The organism is Corynebacterium spheniscorum (genome assembly GCF_900113445.1).
Lineage (GTDB): Bacteria > Actinomycetota > Actinomycetes > Mycobacteriales > Mycobacteriaceae > Corynebacterium > Corynebacterium spheniscorum.
Genome location: NZ_FOPJ01000004.1, coordinates 148,473 through 164,406, shown reverse-complemented (window position 1 = coordinate 164,406; position 15,934 = coordinate 148,473). Strand labels below are relative to the sequence as shown.

General features: G+C 57.4%; 12 protein-coding genes. 4 read left to right on the top strand and 8 right to left on the bottom strand.

Annotation, left to right across the window (positions count from 1 at the left end):
• Positions 1-3: 3 nt before the first annotated feature.
• The 4 genes from BMZ01_RS04825 to BMZ01_RS04810 form a co-directional block, all read right to left on the bottom strand.
• The gene (locus tag BMZ01_RS04825; RefSeq protein WP_092284993.1) at positions 4-942 is read right to left on the bottom strand and encodes a fumarylacetoacetate hydrolase family protein; all 939 of its coding nucleotides are present in this window, start codon (positions 940-942) and stop codon (positions 4-6) included.
• Positions 943-1,048: 106 nt separating this feature from the next.
• Positions 1,049-1,585, bottom strand: a complete 537-nt coding sequence (gene pth, locus BMZ01_RS04820) for an aminoacyl-tRNA hydrolase (protein WP_223845923.1) — start codon at positions 1,583-1,585, stop codon at positions 1,049-1,051.
• A gap of 187 nt (positions 1,586-1,772) precedes the next feature.
• Complete coding sequence (locus BMZ01_RS04815) at positions 1,773-2,411, bottom strand: 50S ribosomal protein L25/general stress protein Ctc (RefSeq protein ID WP_092284989.1); 639 nt, start codon at positions 2,409-2,411, stop codon at positions 1,773-1,775.
• A 237-nt stretch (positions 2,412-2,648) separates the two neighbouring features.
• Positions 2,649-3,836, bottom strand: a complete 1,188-nt coding sequence (locus BMZ01_RS04810; protein ID WP_092284987.1) for an AI-2E family transporter — start codon at positions 3,834-3,836, stop codon at positions 2,649-2,651.
• A 211-nt stretch (positions 3,837-4,047) separates the two neighbouring features.
• Here BMZ01_RS04810 and BMZ01_RS04805 point away from each other — a divergent pair, with 211 nt between their 5' ends.
• A complete protein-coding gene (locus BMZ01_RS04805; protein WP_177180064.1) occupies positions 4,048-5,883 on the top strand; it encodes a siderophore-interacting protein in 1,836 nt (611 codons plus the stop codon).
• A 101-nt stretch (positions 5,884-5,984) separates the two neighbouring features.
• On the opposite strand, the gene BMZ01_RS04800 is transcribed toward BMZ01_RS04805, so the two are convergent.
• The 4 genes from BMZ01_RS04800 to BMZ01_RS04785 all read right to left on the bottom strand — a co-directional run bounded on the left by BMZ01_RS04800 (position 5,985) and on the right by BMZ01_RS04785 (position 10,396).
• Positions 5,985-6,962 carry a ribose-phosphate diphosphokinase gene (locus tag BMZ01_RS04800; RefSeq protein WP_092284983.1) on the bottom strand — a complete coding sequence of 326 codons (978 nt, stop codon included), beginning with the start codon at positions 6,960-6,962 and terminating at the stop codon, positions 5,985-5,987.
• Between the two features lie 24 nt (positions 6,963-6,986).
• Positions 6,987-8,450 (bottom strand): bifunctional UDP-N-acetylglucosamine diphosphorylase/glucosamine-1-phosphate N-acetyltransferase GlmU, encoded by a 1,464-nt coding sequence (gene glmU / locus BMZ01_RS04795; RefSeq protein ID WP_092284981.1) that lies wholly within the window; start codon positions 8,448-8,450, stop codon positions 6,987-6,989.
• A 234-nt stretch (positions 8,451-8,684) separates the two neighbouring features.
• Positions 8,685-9,938 (bottom strand): MFS transporter, encoded by a 1,254-nt coding sequence (locus BMZ01_RS04790; RefSeq protein ID WP_223845919.1) that lies wholly within the window; start codon positions 9,936-9,938, stop codon positions 8,685-8,687.
• 248 nt (positions 9,939-10,186) lie between these two features.
• A complete protein-coding gene (locus BMZ01_RS04785; RefSeq protein WP_092285077.1) occupies positions 10,187-10,396 on the bottom strand; it encodes a PspC domain-containing protein in 210 nt (69 codons plus the stop codon).
• A 428-nt stretch (positions 10,397-10,824) separates the two neighbouring features.
• Between BMZ01_RS04785 and BMZ01_RS04775 the strand changes: the two genes are divergently transcribed.
• The 3 genes from BMZ01_RS04775 (at position 10,825) to BMZ01_RS04765 (ending at position 15,898) form a co-directional block, all read left to right on the top strand.
• Entirely contained in the window at positions 10,825-11,493 is a 669-nt protein-coding gene (locus tag BMZ01_RS04775; protein WP_092284979.1) for a TetR/AcrR family transcriptional regulator, read from the top strand.
• A 78-nt stretch (positions 11,494-11,571) separates the two neighbouring features.
• Positions 11,572-15,294, top strand: a complete 3,723-nt coding sequence (mfd, locus tag BMZ01_RS04770; protein WP_223845917.1) for a transcription-repair coupling factor — start codon at positions 11,572-11,574, stop codon at positions 15,292-15,294.
• Positions 15,287-15,898, top strand: a complete 612-nt coding sequence (locus BMZ01_RS04765) for a MazG nucleotide pyrophosphohydrolase domain-containing protein (RefSeq protein WP_317845919.1) — start codon at positions 15,287-15,289, stop codon at positions 15,896-15,898. Before mfd ends, BMZ01_RS04765 begins: the two co-directional genes overlap by 8 nt.
• Positions 15,899-15,934: the final 36 nt, after the last annotated feature.

Below are 15,934 nucleotides of genomic sequence, written 5' to 3'. Positions count from 1 at the left end.
GGGCTACCTTTCTGCTGCATCAGTGGCGGAGTCGATCAAGGTGCGGTTTTGAATATGCCCCAGGTTGTCGATGCTGATGCGGGTGATATCGCCATGGCCTAAATAGCTTTGAGGCTCACGGGCATGCCCGACCCCGCCAGGGGTACCGCTGACAATCACATCACCGGGGTTAAGCGGGTAGAGGTGTGAGATATATTCCACCAGGTCGGTGGGGTCGAAAACCAGATCAGCGCAGCTATCATGCTGACGCAACTCTCCATTAACCGTGGTGCTTAACACCCCGGCATGCTGCGGGTTATCAGGGTTAGTCACGGTAACCCAGGGGCCGAAACCAGCGGAGCGGAAGAGGGATTTACCTTGATGCCATTGCAAGGTGCGATATTGGCGATCCCTCAAGGTGTAGTCATTCATAATCGCAAAACCAGCGATATAGTTACCGGCCTGCGCTTTGGACACCCGATAAGCCGGGGCACCAATAACTACCGCTAATTCGCCCTCATAATCCAGGGCATCGCTGAGTTCTGCTGGGACATGGACATCATCAAAAGGCCCGGTGAGAGCATCCGGGAATTTAATGAACAGGGTGGGGAACTCGGGGGCTGGGCGGCCCATCTCGGCAATGTGGTTGGCATAGTTCATGCCCACGCAGATGATCTTCTTAGGCTCTAGGATCGGCTGCGCTAAATCCTTAGCGCGCACCGGCACATAGTGTTGCTCACCGAGGTTTAAGGTAGCTTCAACTTCCTGGCGCCAATGCGGGTTATGAAGGAGCTCACCGACATCGCGGTAGTTGCCGATGGTGATGGTTTGGAGGAGATCGGTGGCCTCGAAATCATCGCGCGTAATCGCACCCTGGCGGGCGGCGAAAAGCACCAAGGCAGCGCGGGTGGCGCTGCCGGTTCTAATGGTGGCTAGGCGTAGGTGCGCGGGCTGATAGGCCATGAACTGCTCTCCCAACAATCGTGCTTGCGTAATCGGCGTCACATTCTTGGTAGAGAGTTTAAACCCATCACCTCATCTGGCACACACCTAGGGGGTGAGCTGGGGTTTAAGAATCGAGCAGCTTTTCCACCAAATCCACCGCATCAGCGCACATAATGGGTACCTCCACAGCTTCTGCGCGGGGGAAAGGCTTGAGCACATAGCGCGCCGGATCCATCCGACCCGGGGGCCGACCAATACCTAAAGCGAGGCGGAAATAATCCTTGGTTTTGAGTGCCTGGCTAATGGACTTTAGACCATTGTGCCCATGATCCCCACCGCCGCGGTGAAGGCGAACTTCGCCAAGCGGGAGCTCTAATTCATCATGGGCAATGATGATATTGCCGCTGGGTACCTTGAAGAATTGCGCTAGCGCTTGGGTAGGGGTGCCAGATAGATTCATAAAACAACGCAAGCGCGCCGCAATGATGGGGGTATTGCTCTGTGAGAGTTTGAGCTCAGCAATATCAGTGTTGGTGCGCTTATGGGTGCCCAAGCTAGCGGGCATGGGGTAGGCGCGGCTGAGTAGCTCTGATACGGCTTCGTGGCCGATATTGTGGCGGGTGCCTTGGTAGTTAGCGCCGGGGTTGCCTAAGCCCACCATGAGCACCGGTCGGGTGCTATCAGCGAGTCGTTGGGGAGTGTTCTTCGAGGAAGTCTTTTTTGCAGCCACATGGGGCATTCTCCCATGAGCAGAGTCCTGGAATGCGCAACGCCCGCCCTACTCCTTGGTGTGGGGTAGGGCGGGCGTGGTGCTTTAAGCCACGAGGGCTAGTGCGAAGCTGTAGGAATTATTCCTCAGACTCTTCTTCGGACTCGGCACCCAGTTCGGCGCCGCCTTCTTCGGCTTCTTCAGCGGCAGCTTCGAGTTCTTCATCAACCTCGGGGTAGACGACGGTGACCAGCAGCAGGTCAGGCTCGTCGATGAGGGTGACACCTTCGGGCAGCTCGACATCGCCAGCGTCGATACGGGAGTCGACTTCCATGCCTTCCACGGAGACGGTGATTTCTTCCGGAATGGAGAGCACGTCTGCTTCGACGCGGATGGTGTACATGTCCTGAATGAACATGGTGCCGGGGGCGGATTCGCCTTCGACGACAACCGGAACTTCAACCTCGACCTTTTCGCCGCGAGTAATGGCCAGCAGGTCCATGTGGTCGATATTAAGGGTCAGCACGTTCTGGTCAATGTGCTTGACCATGGTGAGGTGCTCTTCGCCATCAATGTTGATGCCGGCAACAGCGTTGACACCGTGGTTACGGATCAGGGCGGTCAGCTCGAGGCGATCGATGGTGATGTGGATCGGGGACTCGAGATCCGGGCCGTAGATGACGACCGGAACCTGGCCGGCAACGCGGGCGCGGCGGGCAGCGCCCTTGCCGAACTCGGTGCGTACGGTGCCGTTAAGAGTGGGGTACTTATTAGCCATGTGGCTGTTCTCCTCAGAATGTAGTTAGTGTTTTGCCTTATGCGACGTTGACCGCGCAGGTAAAAAGAAAACCCGCGAGAAACTCGTTGTCGCGTATGCGCTCGTCGAGTCTCCGCAGGTGAATAGCATCCTGGGGATCATCATCGCGTCGATAACGGCTGGAGTTCCTAAAACTAGGAAGCTCAGCCCTCGCCGAGACCTATGGAATCCTAGCACGCCTTCCGGCTGTGCTCAATGCTAGGTGCTAGTGGATTGGGCTTCCTCAGCATCACTATCTGTGCCCGGGAATTTCATGGGGCGGGTATGCACTTTGATAGTGGGTTTTCGAGTGCCCAAATTTTCTACCGGTTGGGTACCTAATTGTGGGAAAGGATCCTTACCCACGGTGTAGCGCACCGCAGAGTTCAACAACGCGGTAAGCGGCACCGCAAAAAGAGCACCGGGGAGTTTGAAGAGGTAGGTACCAGCAGCGACCACCACAATCACCGCCAAGGGGTGCACCGAGACGGCATGGCCCATGAGGAAGGGTTGGAGCAGGTGGGCTTCCACGAAGTGCACCACGATCACCACGATGGTCATGATAACGGCCATCCAGAGGCCACCATCGACAAAAGCAATGAGCACGGCGAAGACACCACTGACCAGGGCACCAACAATGGGCACGAAGGAGCAAAGGAAAACCACCACGGTAATGGGGATAACCAGGGGGAGTTTGAGCACCAAAGCGCCTAAGCCAATGCCCACGGCATTAATGGCTGCCACACCCAGCTGCATGCGGGCATAGGCACCTAAGCTCACCCAACCGCGGCGCATCGCCTCATGGAATTTTTGGCGATTATCTTTAGGCGCAAAGTTCAGCAGGAAGCGCCAAATACTTTCGCCTTGAAGCAGGAAGAAGAAAAGCGCAATCAAGCAAATGAAAGCACCGGCAAGCAGATCCGCGGTGGTGGCGCCCACCAACAATGCGCTGCTGGCGAGGTTGCTGGTGGCGGAGCTAGGAACACTATCGAAGAAATTGAAGTTCACCGGATCGGTGTGCAGTGGGCCTTCAACTAACCACTGGTTGAATTGGTCGAGCCCTTCGGCCGCGGAATTCCAGAGGTTATTCATGCCCAAAGCGAATTGGGTGCCGGCGGTAATAAACCCGGTGGCCACAATGGCAATAAGACCGAATTCCGCGACCAGGGCTGCGGCGGCGGCCGGCAAGTGTGCGCGTTGGCGCAGCATGCGGACTACCGGTGCGAGCATTGCTGCTAGGAGCAAGGCGATGGCCAGTGGGATAATCACAATGCGAAGCCGCCCGATGGCATTAGCTGCCACCCAGCCGCCGGCGGCAATAATCATGGCGCACAGTGACCAGACGGCGGTGAGGACCACCGGGTAGGGGATATCGCGGCGGAGGCGTTCCAGCCAGCTTGCTTTCATACCTTGGTTCTACCCTTTGATCTTGCTAAGTAAAAGTACGTGGGCTGTGAGCTGCCTGTCAGCTGCGAAAAGCCTGCTGTACCAGGTGGATGTGGGGGGCAGAGGCAAAGAAGCGCTTGCCGCTAAAACCACTTTCGGTAGAGTTAGGCTAGCCTCTGTGAACGTAGACACCCACGCCGCTTAAGTGATGGTGTGGATTAAGGATGCACCTATGGTTGCGCGTAGCCGCGATGTTGATATTCGACGGATTTGCCTGCGGGAATTGGATGTGCTGGAGGTCTTCGACCACACCCCAGCAATGATCCGCATTATTGTGGGCGGCCCTGGGATGGGCGCTTGCATCACCCAAGGGGTAGAACAGCTCCCCATGGCAAGTACCGGCTTTGATGATGATGTGCGCATTATTTTGCCGGACCCGGCCACCGGCAAGCAGCACCTACCCAGCATTAAAGAAAATGGGAAACTCGATTGGGACCCCATCAGCTTGGGGCTATCGAGGACCTATACGATCCGTGCGATTGACCCGGATGCTTCGCGCATGACCTTGGACTTTGTTCGCCATGAAGGTGGGTTGGCAGCTGAGTGGGCGGCCACGGCGAAACCAGGGGACAAAATTTGGGTTGCAGGCCCACCGGCACATGCCAGCTTGCCGATCCATACGGATTGGTTATTGCTCGCCGGTGATGAGACTGCCTTACCGGCTATTGAACGCTGCCTGGAGGAACTCCCGGAAGGGCACCCGGTGATTGTGTGCCTGGAGGTAGCAGAACGCGAACATGTGCCGGCGGAGCTGAATACCAAGGCGGATGCGCAGATCTATACAGCGATTCGTTCACAGGGCCAATCGCTGCCCACCTTGGTGCATTCGTTGCAATTCCCCGAGGGGGAAGGATTTGTGTGGGCTGGTGGGGAAGCAATGAAGCTCAAGCCCATGCGCCGGTTATTTAATGAGCGCCGGATTGATCGCAAGAACCAGGACATTACTGGTTATTGGCGAGCAGATACCGGGGTGAGTCGCGTGGCGCAGGCTAAGAAAGCGCGGGAGGAAAAAGCGCGCGCACAGGTGCAGCAGCAGCGACCGGCGGCGGGGGATCCGCGGATGGCGGCGCTTTATGCCTTAGAAAAGGCCACCTCTATTGCGCCGGCGATGGTGGTGCGCACCGCCTTGGAGCTGGATCTATGCGGGTTGATTTACCAGGGCATGGATACCGCTGAGGCGATGGCGCAGCACCTGGCCGAAGAAGGCCGCCCGGTGGCGGTACATAACCTGGATCGGATTTTAAGGGCCTTGGTTCCGCTGCAGGTAGTTACCTGGGATCAGGAATCGAAGACCTGGCAGCTGGGGATTTTGGGCACTGATTTTGCGGATCCTGGTTCGATGGTGGCGCATCATATGGAATCCACCGAGGCGATGGCTGAATTCGCGCTTTTTAACTTGCCGCAGGCAGTAGCTGGAGATACTAGCCAGGAGATCCCCACCCTGGGGGATAGCTGGATGAAGCTACTTGAAGGCGATAGCTACCACAGCGATGCGGTGGCTGACCTAGAAGAAGCCTTGGCTCATGATGCGATGCGAGGCGCAGCGGCGTTTCCACAGGCAGTGGATCTTGCGCCTTATCTGCAGGGAGAAAACCCCAGCTTAAAGGTGATAGGTGCGGGCGCTAAAGAATGGGTACGGCACCTAGAAAGGCACTACCCGGGCGTTCAGCTCAGCGGATCGCTATGGCCGGAAGAAGAAGGCGCGGATGTGATTATCGCGGTAGATCCCTGGGCCTTGCAGGACCAAGCCGGAGTAGTGGATACGCTCTCGAAGCTGCAATGCCAGCACCTCTTTGTGCTCACCCCAGCACAATGTGCTGGGCAGGCAGGGGAGACGGCAGCGGAAGTAATTGCTGAGGACCTACGCCGCATGTGCACCACCGGCGGCTATGTGCCCACCCAAGAAGAAGCCCTGAAGGAAGTACACGCAGCCGGCTGGGAGCTGATGGGGCAGCCCATTCCCTGCGGTTGGGTTGGGGTGCTGGTGCCACTTAAGCGCAGGGCTTAAGCCTTGGGGATTCGCGCATAAAAAAAAGGGGGTGAGGCTAACCCTCACCCCCTTTAAAGCCCTGGCTTAGGCGGCGGCGTTGAGGAACGCCGATCTCGAGATTAAGCCTGGCCCTCGAAGAGCGTGGTCACGGAACCATTTTCGAAGATCTCGTGGATGGTCTTTGCCAACAGCGGAGCGATGGAAAGCACCGTGAGATTATCGAAGCCCTCCTTGGACTGCGGGAGGGTGTCGGTGGTGATGACTTCCTCCGCGCCGCACTTGCTGAGGCGTTCGCGCGCCGGGTCGGAGAATACGCCGTGGGTACAGGCGATGACCACGGACTTGGCGCCGGCTTCCTTGAGCACGCCGACAGCGCCGGAGATGGTGCCGCCGGTGTCGATCATGTCATCCAGGAGGATGCAGTCCTTGCCATCCACATCGCCGACAACGCGGTTGGCGACAACCTGGTTGGCGACATCCACGCTGCGGGTCTTGTGGACGAAGGCCATGGGGGCATCGCCGAGGGTGTTGGCCCACTTTTCGGCGACCTTCACGCGGCCGGCGTCCGGGGAGACCACGCAGAGGTTATCCATGGAGTACTTGGACTTGATGTAGTCCGTGAGGATCGGCATGGCGTGCATGTGATCCACGGGGCCATCAAAGAAGCCCTGGATTTGGTCGGTGTGCAGATCCACCGAGACGATGCGGTCTGCGCCGGCGGCGGCCAGAAGGTCGGCGACCAGGCGAGCGGAGATCGGTTCGCGGCCTCGGTGCTTCTTATCCTGGCGGGCGTAGGGGTAGAAGGGGAGGATCGCGGTGATGCGCTTGGCGGAACCACGCTTGAGCGCATCGATCATGATGAGCTGTTCCATCAGCCACTTATTCAGCGGCTGGGTGTGGGATTGCAGGACGAAGCAATCGGAGCCACGGACGGACTCCTCAAAGCGAACGAAGATTTCCCCGTTGGCAAAGTCGCGGGCAGTGGTTGGGGTGATCTCGATGCCGAGTTCGCGGGCTACGGCCTCGGCGAGTTCAGGGTGAGCGCGCCCAGTGAACAACATCATGTTCTTGTGGGTTTGCTTCCAGTGGGCAGTCATGGTGTGCGGAATCAGCCTTCCTGGTTAGGGTTCTTCGTGTTCGGCGTGTGATTGCTGGGCACGCTCAGCAGCTTGGGCTGCTGGGGTACCTGGCCGCTTACGTTGGACCCAGCCTTCGATATTGCGCTGGTGTCCGCCGGAGACGGCCAGAGCTCCCGGAGGAACATCCTCTTTGATTACTGTACCCGCCCCGGAATAGGCGCCATCACCGACATTAACGGGGGCGATAAACATGGTGTCTGAGCCGGTACGTACGTGACTGCCGATGGTGGTGTGGTGTTTGTTCACACCGTCGTAGTTCACGAACACGCTGGAGGCACCAATATTGGATTCCTCGCCGATGGTGGCATCCCCCACATAGGTGAGGTGCGGAACCTTAGATGCACGCCCAATGGTGGCGTTCTTGGATTCCACGAAGCCGCCGAGTTTGGCTTCTTCGCCTAGCACGGTGCCGGGGCGAATATAGGTGAAGGGCCCAACGGTGGCGCGGGCGCCAATGGAGGAATCCATGCCGTGGGTGCGGGTGACGCTAGCGCCGCGGCCGACGCTGACATTAATCAAAGTGGTATCGGGGCCGACGCACACATCATCGGCGACGGTGGTGGTGCCTTGAAGCTGAGTGCCCGGCAAGATGGTCACGTCTTGGCCGATGCGGACATCCACATCAATCCAGGTGGTTTCTGGATCCACGACGGTGGCACCGCCACGCATAGCGGCGATCACCAGGCGGCGGTTGAGCTCGCGGGCGGCTTCAGCCAGCTGCACGCGATCATTAACCCCAGCGAGTTCGCGGGGGTCGCGAGCCTGGTGGGCGCGCACTGGGTGGCCGTCTTCGCGGGCGATGGCGAGAACATCGGTGAGGTAGAGCTCGCCTTGGGCATTATCAGCTTTGAGCTCTTTTAAGGCTTCGCGCAGGATATCGGCGTCGAAGGCGAAGACCCCGGAGTTGACCTCTTGGATGGCGAGCTCATCTTCATCGGCGTCTTTTTGCTCCACGATGGCGGTGACTTCGCCATCTTCATTACGCACGATGCGCCCATAACCGGTGGGGTCATCCAACTTCATGGTGAGCACGGTGACCGCAGTGGGTGCGGAGGTATGTGCCTTGAGCAGGCGTGCCAAGGTATCGGCGGTAAGCAGGGGCACATCGGCGTTGGTGACTAGCACGGTGCCGTGGAAATCTTCTAGTGGTTCCAGGCCGCATTGCACGGCATGGCCGGTGCCATTTTGTTCGGCCTGTACTGCGTGGTCGATCTCGCGGTCTAGTTCTTTGGCGATATCGGCAAGTGCGGGGGCCATGAGTTCGCGGCCATGTCCAATAACGGTGACGATCCGGGTGGGATCAATACCATCGGCGGCGTGCACGCTATGGCTTAAGAGGCTGCGACCACCGATGGAGTGCAGGGGCTTAGGGGTAGCCGACTTCATTCGGGTGCCTGCCCCAGCGGCGAGGATAACCACTGCGCATTCAGGCTGTGGGTCTCCCATGGGGGGTTGGGTGCTAGCTGGGGTGGAGTTGGTTGAAGTCGTTGGTGAAGTCACAGTCGGCGGGGGCCTCTCTATCGAGGATCGGTCAGCGGGTATGCGGTGTTGTGATTATTAACGTTTGTTCAGCATAGTCGCCCAGCCCATGGTGGGTGCCTAAGTCTGCGTCTTTTTGCTCACTACATATGGTGGTGTTGCCCCCGCACAGGGCGTAGCAGCACACCTGGTGCAGCTGCCTTATTTTTGGCGCCCGACGGAAACTTCCTTCAACTGGGTGGCCATAGCGCAACCAATAAAGCCCATGGTGGCCAGGAAGATCAGTGCCGCCGAGGGCCCGAGTTCAGCGATCACACCGGAGATCGCGCCGGTAGCCAACAAGATCAGGCCCATCAGCGAGTTCGCCGCACCAACATAGCGGGTGCGTTGATCGCCTTCGGCCATATCCACAATGTAGGTTTTACGCGCCACCCGCACCCCGGTGTGGAAGAGGTTGATCAGGAAGAAACCAAGCGGCAACACAATGGCATTAGCCGACATGGGCAGGAAATGCGCGGCAGCAACAACACCGACCAAAACCAGTGAGGTGGCGAAGGAACACCAGCTCATTACGCGCTTAGAAGAAGCATCCGACCAGATGCCACTAATACGTCCACCAAGGAGCCCGGCTAAACCAGAAGCGGTAATAAAGAAACCTAAACTGCCGGCGGAATGTCCCAGACTGTGGGCCAAGGAGACGATAAAAGCGGTGGAAAGTGAGGTGACCAGTAGCAGGGAACGTACCACCACGAATTTGCGGAAGTCTTTATCTTCTTTGAGTAAGTCCACGCAGCTGCGCAGCCACCCGCGATTAATGTCTTTGTGTTCTCCCGGGTGCTCGGGAGTTTTAATGGTGCGGAAAATAATGGAGGCGATCAGCCAGGCGCAGGCACCGGCAATCATCAATAAAGCAAGCCCCCAACTGGGAAGGTCTTGGTGCAAAAGCGCAATCCCTAAACCAACCACGAGGGTAACGCCACCACCGAAAGCAGCGGCGCGGCCTGATACCCAACCGCGGCGCCCCTTGGAGATGGTTTCGCCTTGAACATCCTTAGAGGTAATGGAGCACAGGGCGCGGGCGAGCGCCAGGATAGACAGGAACACCACTACCGTAATGCCCAGCGCAATTCCTTTAAGGAAGAAAGCGGAAAGCCCAATCATCAGCGCGGCGACACCCTGAATAGTAGAGCCAAGGATCCACATATTTTTCCGGGATGGCCGCGAGGTAACCCAATCCGATAACGCTGCTTGAGGCAACATGGAGCCGGATTCGCGGATAGGGACTAAAAGCGCGGTGAAGAACCCAGGAACCCCGGCGCTTTGGAAGAGCCAGGGGAGGACGGTTTTGGCGGAGACGATTTGATCGCCGATTCCTTGAAGTCCGTTCGACCAAACGAAGCGAGAAGCATTATACTTCTCTAATTCTTTGGGCGACATGGATTCGAAATCTGCCATTTCTTAGCGCGACACCTTTCCTTAATTTAGGCAGCGAGAGATTGTTCCTAAAAGTCATCTGCGCCTGCGTGATTTTTCTAATCAGGATCGTAAACACAGGCAGCACTATAGGTGCGGGCAGGGGGTCACGAGGGCTCCTTGTCAGCAACAAATCCGATCCTACGCCCCACCCTAAAGGAACTTAAAGAATGGGTCCCCTCAGGAAATACCCCAAAATCCTAAGTCTCACCCTGGGGGTGCGCCTGGTGCTACTCGGTGTCGGTGGGATCTGCCTTTGGGTAGACGAACCACTGAAATAAGTAGATAAACACCACCGTGGGCATCGCGAAGCACGCAGCTAGCGTGTATAGCCATCTGACGGTGTTGACTGAGATCCCGTAGCCCTCGGCTACTGCAGCGCAGACCCCGGCTATGAGCTTATCTTCGTCACTTCTGCGCCACTTACTTTCGGGGATCATCATCAACAGCTCTCCTTCAAACGTTGAGATATCCCATTTTGCCAAGTGCAGGAGCCGCTTGAGATCAGTTGTAATTTTTGCTTTCCCCGAGACCCTGGGCTGCGGGTCCCGCACACCACGGTGACGGTAGGCAGGCAGCAGGGGTGTGCCGCGCCTCCTTGGTTCGCTAACGCGAGTAGCCCAGGAAAATCCGAAAAGCGCCCTGGGCAAACAAAGAACAACACCTCTTCGCAGCGGCTCATACGCGCTATCTGAAGAGGTGTAGGAAGCTTCCCCACCAGGACTCGAACCTAGAATGACGGTACCAAAAACCGTAGTGTTGCCAATTACACCATGGGGAATCGCGCCTGAGGTTATTTTTCAGGTGCGCGAACTAGGATACCTGAAGACCCCAGTGAAAACACAAGTCGCAGGCTAGGGTGGGGTTTATGGTTCGACAAAGAATGACTGGCCGACAGCGACGAGAACAACTGATTGCCATTGGGCGCACCGCCTTTGCGGAATGCGGCTTCGATGGCACCTCGGTGGAGGACATCGCTGCTCGCGCAGGTGTTTCCAAGCCGCTGGTCTATGAGCACTTCGGCGGTAAAGAGGGGCTTTATGCGGTAGTTGTTGACCGCGAAATGCTCCACCTAGAGCGCATTATTACGGATGCGCTACAACATGGTCGATCCCGGGAACGCATCGAAAGAGCCGTGATTGCGCTACTGACCTACGTGGAAGAAGAAACCGATGGTTTCCAAATCCTGGTGCGCGATATGACCCCAGGCCAAGAACGCAGCTACTCAACCTTGTTGAATGCGGCGGTCGGCCAAGTAGCGCACATCCTCGCCCGAGCATTTAAGCGCAACGGCTTGAATCCAGATATGGCGGTGCTTTATGGCCAGGCCCTAGTCGGTATGGTGTCGATGACCGCACAGTGGTGGCTTGATGAACGAAGCCCCGATAAAGAGGTGGTGGCCGCCCACATCATCAACCTCTGCTGGAATGGGCTATCGGGAATGGAAACCGACCCTATGTTGTCTCAAACTGTGCTCGATGAGATTGCCGAACATAAGGAGTATCACCAGGAGGAAGAAACCCCCACCTCAAGCTAGATTGCACCCACTGCGGCAGCGATGAGCTAGGGGGAGCTAATCGCGTTGCGGCGATAGACGCGCGGTACGGTGTTGGGCATGGCTGGAAGCACTAAGACGGCCCCGGCAATGCTTGCGGGGTTGATGCGCGTAGCGGCAGAGGACCCGAAAATCACTGGTCTGCTGACCCATGTGGGGGAAGCAGAGCTGCACATCCAGGGGTTGGACCAAACCCGCCCCTGGGCGATTGCGGCATTAGCGGAGAAAACCCCCGTATTGGTGGTAACCGCAACCGGCCGTGAAGCCGAAGACTTAGTAGCTGAACTCAAAGCCATGATGGGGCCAAAGGTCGCCTGGTTCCCCTCCTGGGAAACCCTTCCGCATGAGCGCATGAGCCCCGGGGTGGACATTATTGCCAAACGCGCCGAAGTGCTGCACCACCTAGGTGACTTCCGGGTTGTGGTGACCGCCGCCCGCGGTTTATGCCAACCGCTCTTGGCGGAAAACCCTGGCCGAGAACCCATCAGCCTTAAAGAAGGCGAAGACGCAGAAAACTTGGTCAATCGCCTGGTGCACTATGCCTACCAACATGTGGATTTGGTGGCCAAGCGCGGCGAATTCGCGGTTCGCGGTGGGATTATCGATATCTTCCCGGCGAACTATGACCACCCGGTTCGCGTGGAATTATGGGGCGATGAGGTCTCTGAAATGCGGCACTTCTCTGTGGCTGATCAGCGCACCATCCCCGAACTCACGGTAGAAAGCCTAGAAGTTTATCCAGCCCGCGAACTGCTACTGAGCGAAGACATCCAAGCGCGCGCTGCGGAATTAGCGCGCACCCATACGGGGAATGCGGTGCTTTCTGAACTTTTAACTAGGCTTTCAGAGGGCACGCCTTCTGATGGCATGGAAGCACTCATCCCCGCCTTAGTGGACACCCCCATGGTGAGCCTGCCGGAGCTGATGAGCCCAGGCACCCATGTGTTGATCAGCTCCCCAGAAAAAGTGCGCACCCGCATCCAGGACCTAGCGGATACGGATGAAGAGTTCTTAGCTGCTGGTTGGGAAGCAGCCGCAATGGGTGCGCATGGCCCGATCGCGGCGGAAGGTTTGGACCTTGAGGCGAGTTCTTTCCGCAGCTATGAGTCCCTGCAAAAAAGCGCCGAAACAAACCGCTGCCCGTGGTGGACTTTCGCCCCACCTGGAATGTTTGAGGCCTCCGAAGACCAGATTCTGCCCCTGGATTTTGAACCCGCCCCACAGCCTCGCGGTGAGCTTAAAGCCATTGAAGAGATGATGGCCCTCTTGCGCGAACATATGCGCATAGGTGGGCGCGCAGCTTTCATTGCGCCTAGTCAAGGTGCTATTAAGCGCATGAAGGAGCGCTTCTTAGAACAAGGCATTCCCACCAAGGTTGCTCGCCCTGGGTGGCAGCCAAGCAGTGGGGAAGTAACCCTTTATCATGCGCTTAGCCACGCTGGCCTGATTTTCCACGCCAAGGGTGCAGCACCTTTAGTGGTGATTACCGAAACTGATTTAACCGGTAACCGCGTCGGTGATATTGCTGGGGCGAAACGTCGCCCCGCGAAGCGCCGCAACCGGGTAGATCCCTTGGCCTTGAAGACCGGGGATTATGTGGTGCATGAAACCCACGGCATTGGGCGTTTCCTCAAGATGGCAGAACGCACCATGCATAGTGGGGGTTCCACCTCACGGCGGGAATATATTGTGCTGGAATACGCCCCCAGCAAACGCGGCCAACCCGCAGACCAGCTGTGGGTGCCGATGGAATCTTTGGATCTGCTCAGCCGATATACCGGCGGAGAATCTCCCACCTTGTCGAAGATGGGTGGTTCGGATTGGAAGAAAACCAAGAAGCGGGCACGCGCCGCGGTCCGTGAAATCGCAGCCGAATTGGTGCAGCTTTATGCCAAACGCCAGGCCGCACCGGGGCATGCTTTTGCAACAGATTCACCATGGCAGCGCGAAATGGAAGACAACTTCCCCTTCGTAGAAACCGAAGACCAATTGCTGGCCATCGAAGCGGTAAAAGAGGACATGGAAAAGCCCGTGCCCATGGACCGTGTGATTGTTGGTGATGTGGGATATGGCAAAACCGAGGTTGCCGTTCGCGCCGCCTTCAAAGCCGTCCAAGATGGCAAACAAGTAGCCGTTTTGGTGCCCACCACATTATTGGCGCAACAGCACTTGGCCACCTTCGAAGAACGCATGGCTGGGTTCCCAGTGAAAATCCGTGGGCTTTCGCGTTTTTCCTCCGCTAAAGAAGCGAAAGAGACTCTCGCTGGGTTAGCTGATGGCACCGTCGATATTGTGGTGGGCACTCACCGCCTCTTACAGACCGGGGTGCAGTGGAAGAACCTGGGACTAGTGATTGTGGATGAAGAGCAGCGCTTTGGTGTGGAACATAAGGAACACATCAAGGCTCTGCGCAGCCACGTTGATGTGCTGACTATGTCTGCCACCCCGATTCCGCGCACCTTGGAAATGTCCATGGCGGGGATTCGGGAAATGACGCAGATCCTCACCCCACCGGAGGACCGCCACCCGGTGTTGACCTATGTGGGCCCGCAGGAAGATAAGCAGGTAGCCGCCGCTATTCGCCGCGAGCTGCTGCGCGATGGCCAGGTCTTCTTCATTCATAACAAGGTCTCTGATATTGAGAAGAAGGCCCGGGAGATTCGGGAGCTGGTTCCAGAAGCGCATGTGGTGGTGGCGCATGGACAGATGAGTGAAGACCTGTTGGAAAAAACCGTGCAGGGCTTTTGGGATCGCGAATATGACGTGTTGGTGTGCACCACGATCGTGGAGACGGGGTTGGATATTGCCAATGCCAATACCTTGATTGTGGAAAACGCCCACCACATGGGGCTTTCGCAGCTGCATCAGCTGCGTGGGCGCGTGGGGCGTTCCCGGGAACGCGGCTATGCCTACTTCCTCTATCCCAAGGGCGCGACGCTGACAGAAACCAGCTATGACCGTTTGGCCACCATTGCGCAAAATAATGATTTAGGTGCCGGCATGGCGGTAGCTATGAAGGACCTAGAGATGCGCGGTGCCGGCAATGTGCTGGGCGCAGAACAATCCGGGCATATTGCTGGGGTTGGGTTTGACCTTTATGTGCGGCTAGTAGGGGAAGCCGTGGAAGCCTTCCGTGCGCTTGCTTCTGGGGAACCTTTGGATGCCACCGATAAAGGCCCGAAGGAAATCCATATTGATCTACCTGTGGATGCGCATATTCCAGAAAGCTATATCAACTCTGAGCGACTGCGCCTGGAAAGCTATCGCAAGATCGCGGCAGCCACTGATGAAGGTGACTTGGTGCACGTCTTAGAGGAACTGCGCGACCGATATGGGGAAGAACCCCAAGAAGTTCGCCGCCTGGTGGCAATCGCCCGGCTGCGGCAATTGGCCCGTACCCAAGGTATTGCTGATATTGGGGTGAAGGGTAATCGCATTAAGCTGCACCCGGTGGAATTGCCGGACTCCAAGCAGGTGCGTTTGGGTCGACTCTTCCCAGGTTCCCAATATCGTGCTGCTGCCCAAACTATGCAATTGCCTTTCCCGAAGGAAGGCCCGAAGCTCACGGACCCGCAGCTACGCGATATTGATTTAGTGCAGTGGATTGCCGATGCCTTATGCACCCTCTTTGATCTGCCGGCGGTCAGTGTCAGCGGGGAGAATAAAAAGGAGGATTCGCGTAGCAAGGAAACTCGTGTGGTGAGCGTCGGGGAATCCTCCCGAAGCAAGCGCAGGGGCGCACCCGCCGGTCTCGGGAAAGCCTCGAAGAAAACGCGTGGGTAAGATATTCGCCATGACTGTGCTGCTGCTCGATGCCCGATGGCCGACGATGATTCCGATGGAATTGGCTGGGGCGGTGTCGAATCCGCTGCACTATACCGATGAAGTGCCGATTAAGGTGCGCTGGAATTTAAGTGATCTGGTTAGCCGCGATAGTGCCGCGGGCACCCTGGTGAGCACCGATGAGTGCGACCCGGAGGTGCAGGCGGCGATCGCTGCGGGAGCCACGGTGGTGGAGGTGCCCACGCGACAGGATCCGATTGCGCAGGCGCAGCAAGTAATGGCGCGGGCGCGGCAGATTGGGCAGTGGGAGGCGCAGCAAACCCACGAAAGTTTATTGCCCTATTTGGTCGAAGAAACCGCGGAATTTAGCGAGGCCGTGAAGAAAAACGCCGATTCGGAGCATCTGCGAGATGAGCTTTCCGATATTTTCTTGCAGGTGCTCTTCCATGCCGAGATCGCCGAAGATTTTGAACTAGCTGATGTGGCGACGGCCTTTGTGGAGAAAATGCGGGTGCGGGCGCCTTATCTTTTTGATGCCTCGCGCACGCAGATGGTGCCGGTGGCGGAGCAGGAACGTTTATGGCAGGAAGGAAAACGCTCCTAAACTGCGGTTTTCGCTTGCACACAGGAGAACCACAGG

What these genes read in the sequence shown, in the direction of transcription:
- BMZ01_RS04785 (WP_092285077.1), bottom strand. Translation starts at nt 10,396, where the DNA reads ATGATCCCCGAAAGTAAGTGGCGCAGAAGTGACGAAGATAAGCTCATA.
- glmU (WP_092284981.1), bottom strand. Translation starts at nt 8,450, where the DNA reads ATGGGAGACCCACAGCCTGAATGCGCAGTGGTTATCCTCGCCGCTGGG.
- BMZ01_RS04805 (WP_177180064.1), top strand. Translation starts at nt 4,048, where the DNA reads ATGGTTGCGCGTAGCCGCGATGTTGATATTCGACGGATTTGCCTGCGG.
- mfd (WP_223845917.1), top strand. Translation starts at nt 11,572, where the DNA reads ATGGCTGGAAGCACTAAGACGGCCCCGGCAATGCTTGCGGGGTTGATG.
- BMZ01_RS04825 (WP_092284993.1), bottom strand. Translation starts at nt 942, where the DNA reads ATGGCCTATCAGCCCGCGCACCTACGCCTAGCCACCATTAGAACCGGC.
- BMZ01_RS04775 (WP_092284979.1), top strand. Translation starts at nt 10,825, where the DNA reads ATGGTTCGACAAAGAATGACTGGCCGACAGCGACGAGAACAACTGATT.
- BMZ01_RS04815 (WP_092284989.1), bottom strand. Translation starts at nt 2,411, where the DNA reads ATGGCTAATAAGTACCCCACTCTTAACGGCACCGTACGCACCGAGTTC.
- BMZ01_RS04790 (WP_223845919.1), bottom strand. Translation starts at nt 9,938, where the DNA reads ATGGCAGATTTCGAATCCATGTCGCCCAAAGAATTAGAGAAGTATAAT.
- BMZ01_RS04810 (WP_092284987.1), bottom strand. Translation starts at nt 3,836, where the DNA reads ATGAAAGCAAGCTGGCTGGAACGCCTCCGCCGCGATATCCCCTACCCG.
- pth (WP_223845923.1), bottom strand. Translation starts at nt 1,585, where the DNA reads ATGGTGGGCTTAGGCAACCCCGGCGCTAACTACCAAGGCACCCGCCAC.
- BMZ01_RS04800 (WP_092284983.1), bottom strand. Translation starts at nt 6,962, where the DNA reads ATGACTGCCCACTGGAAGCAAACCCACAAGAACATGATGTTGTTCACT.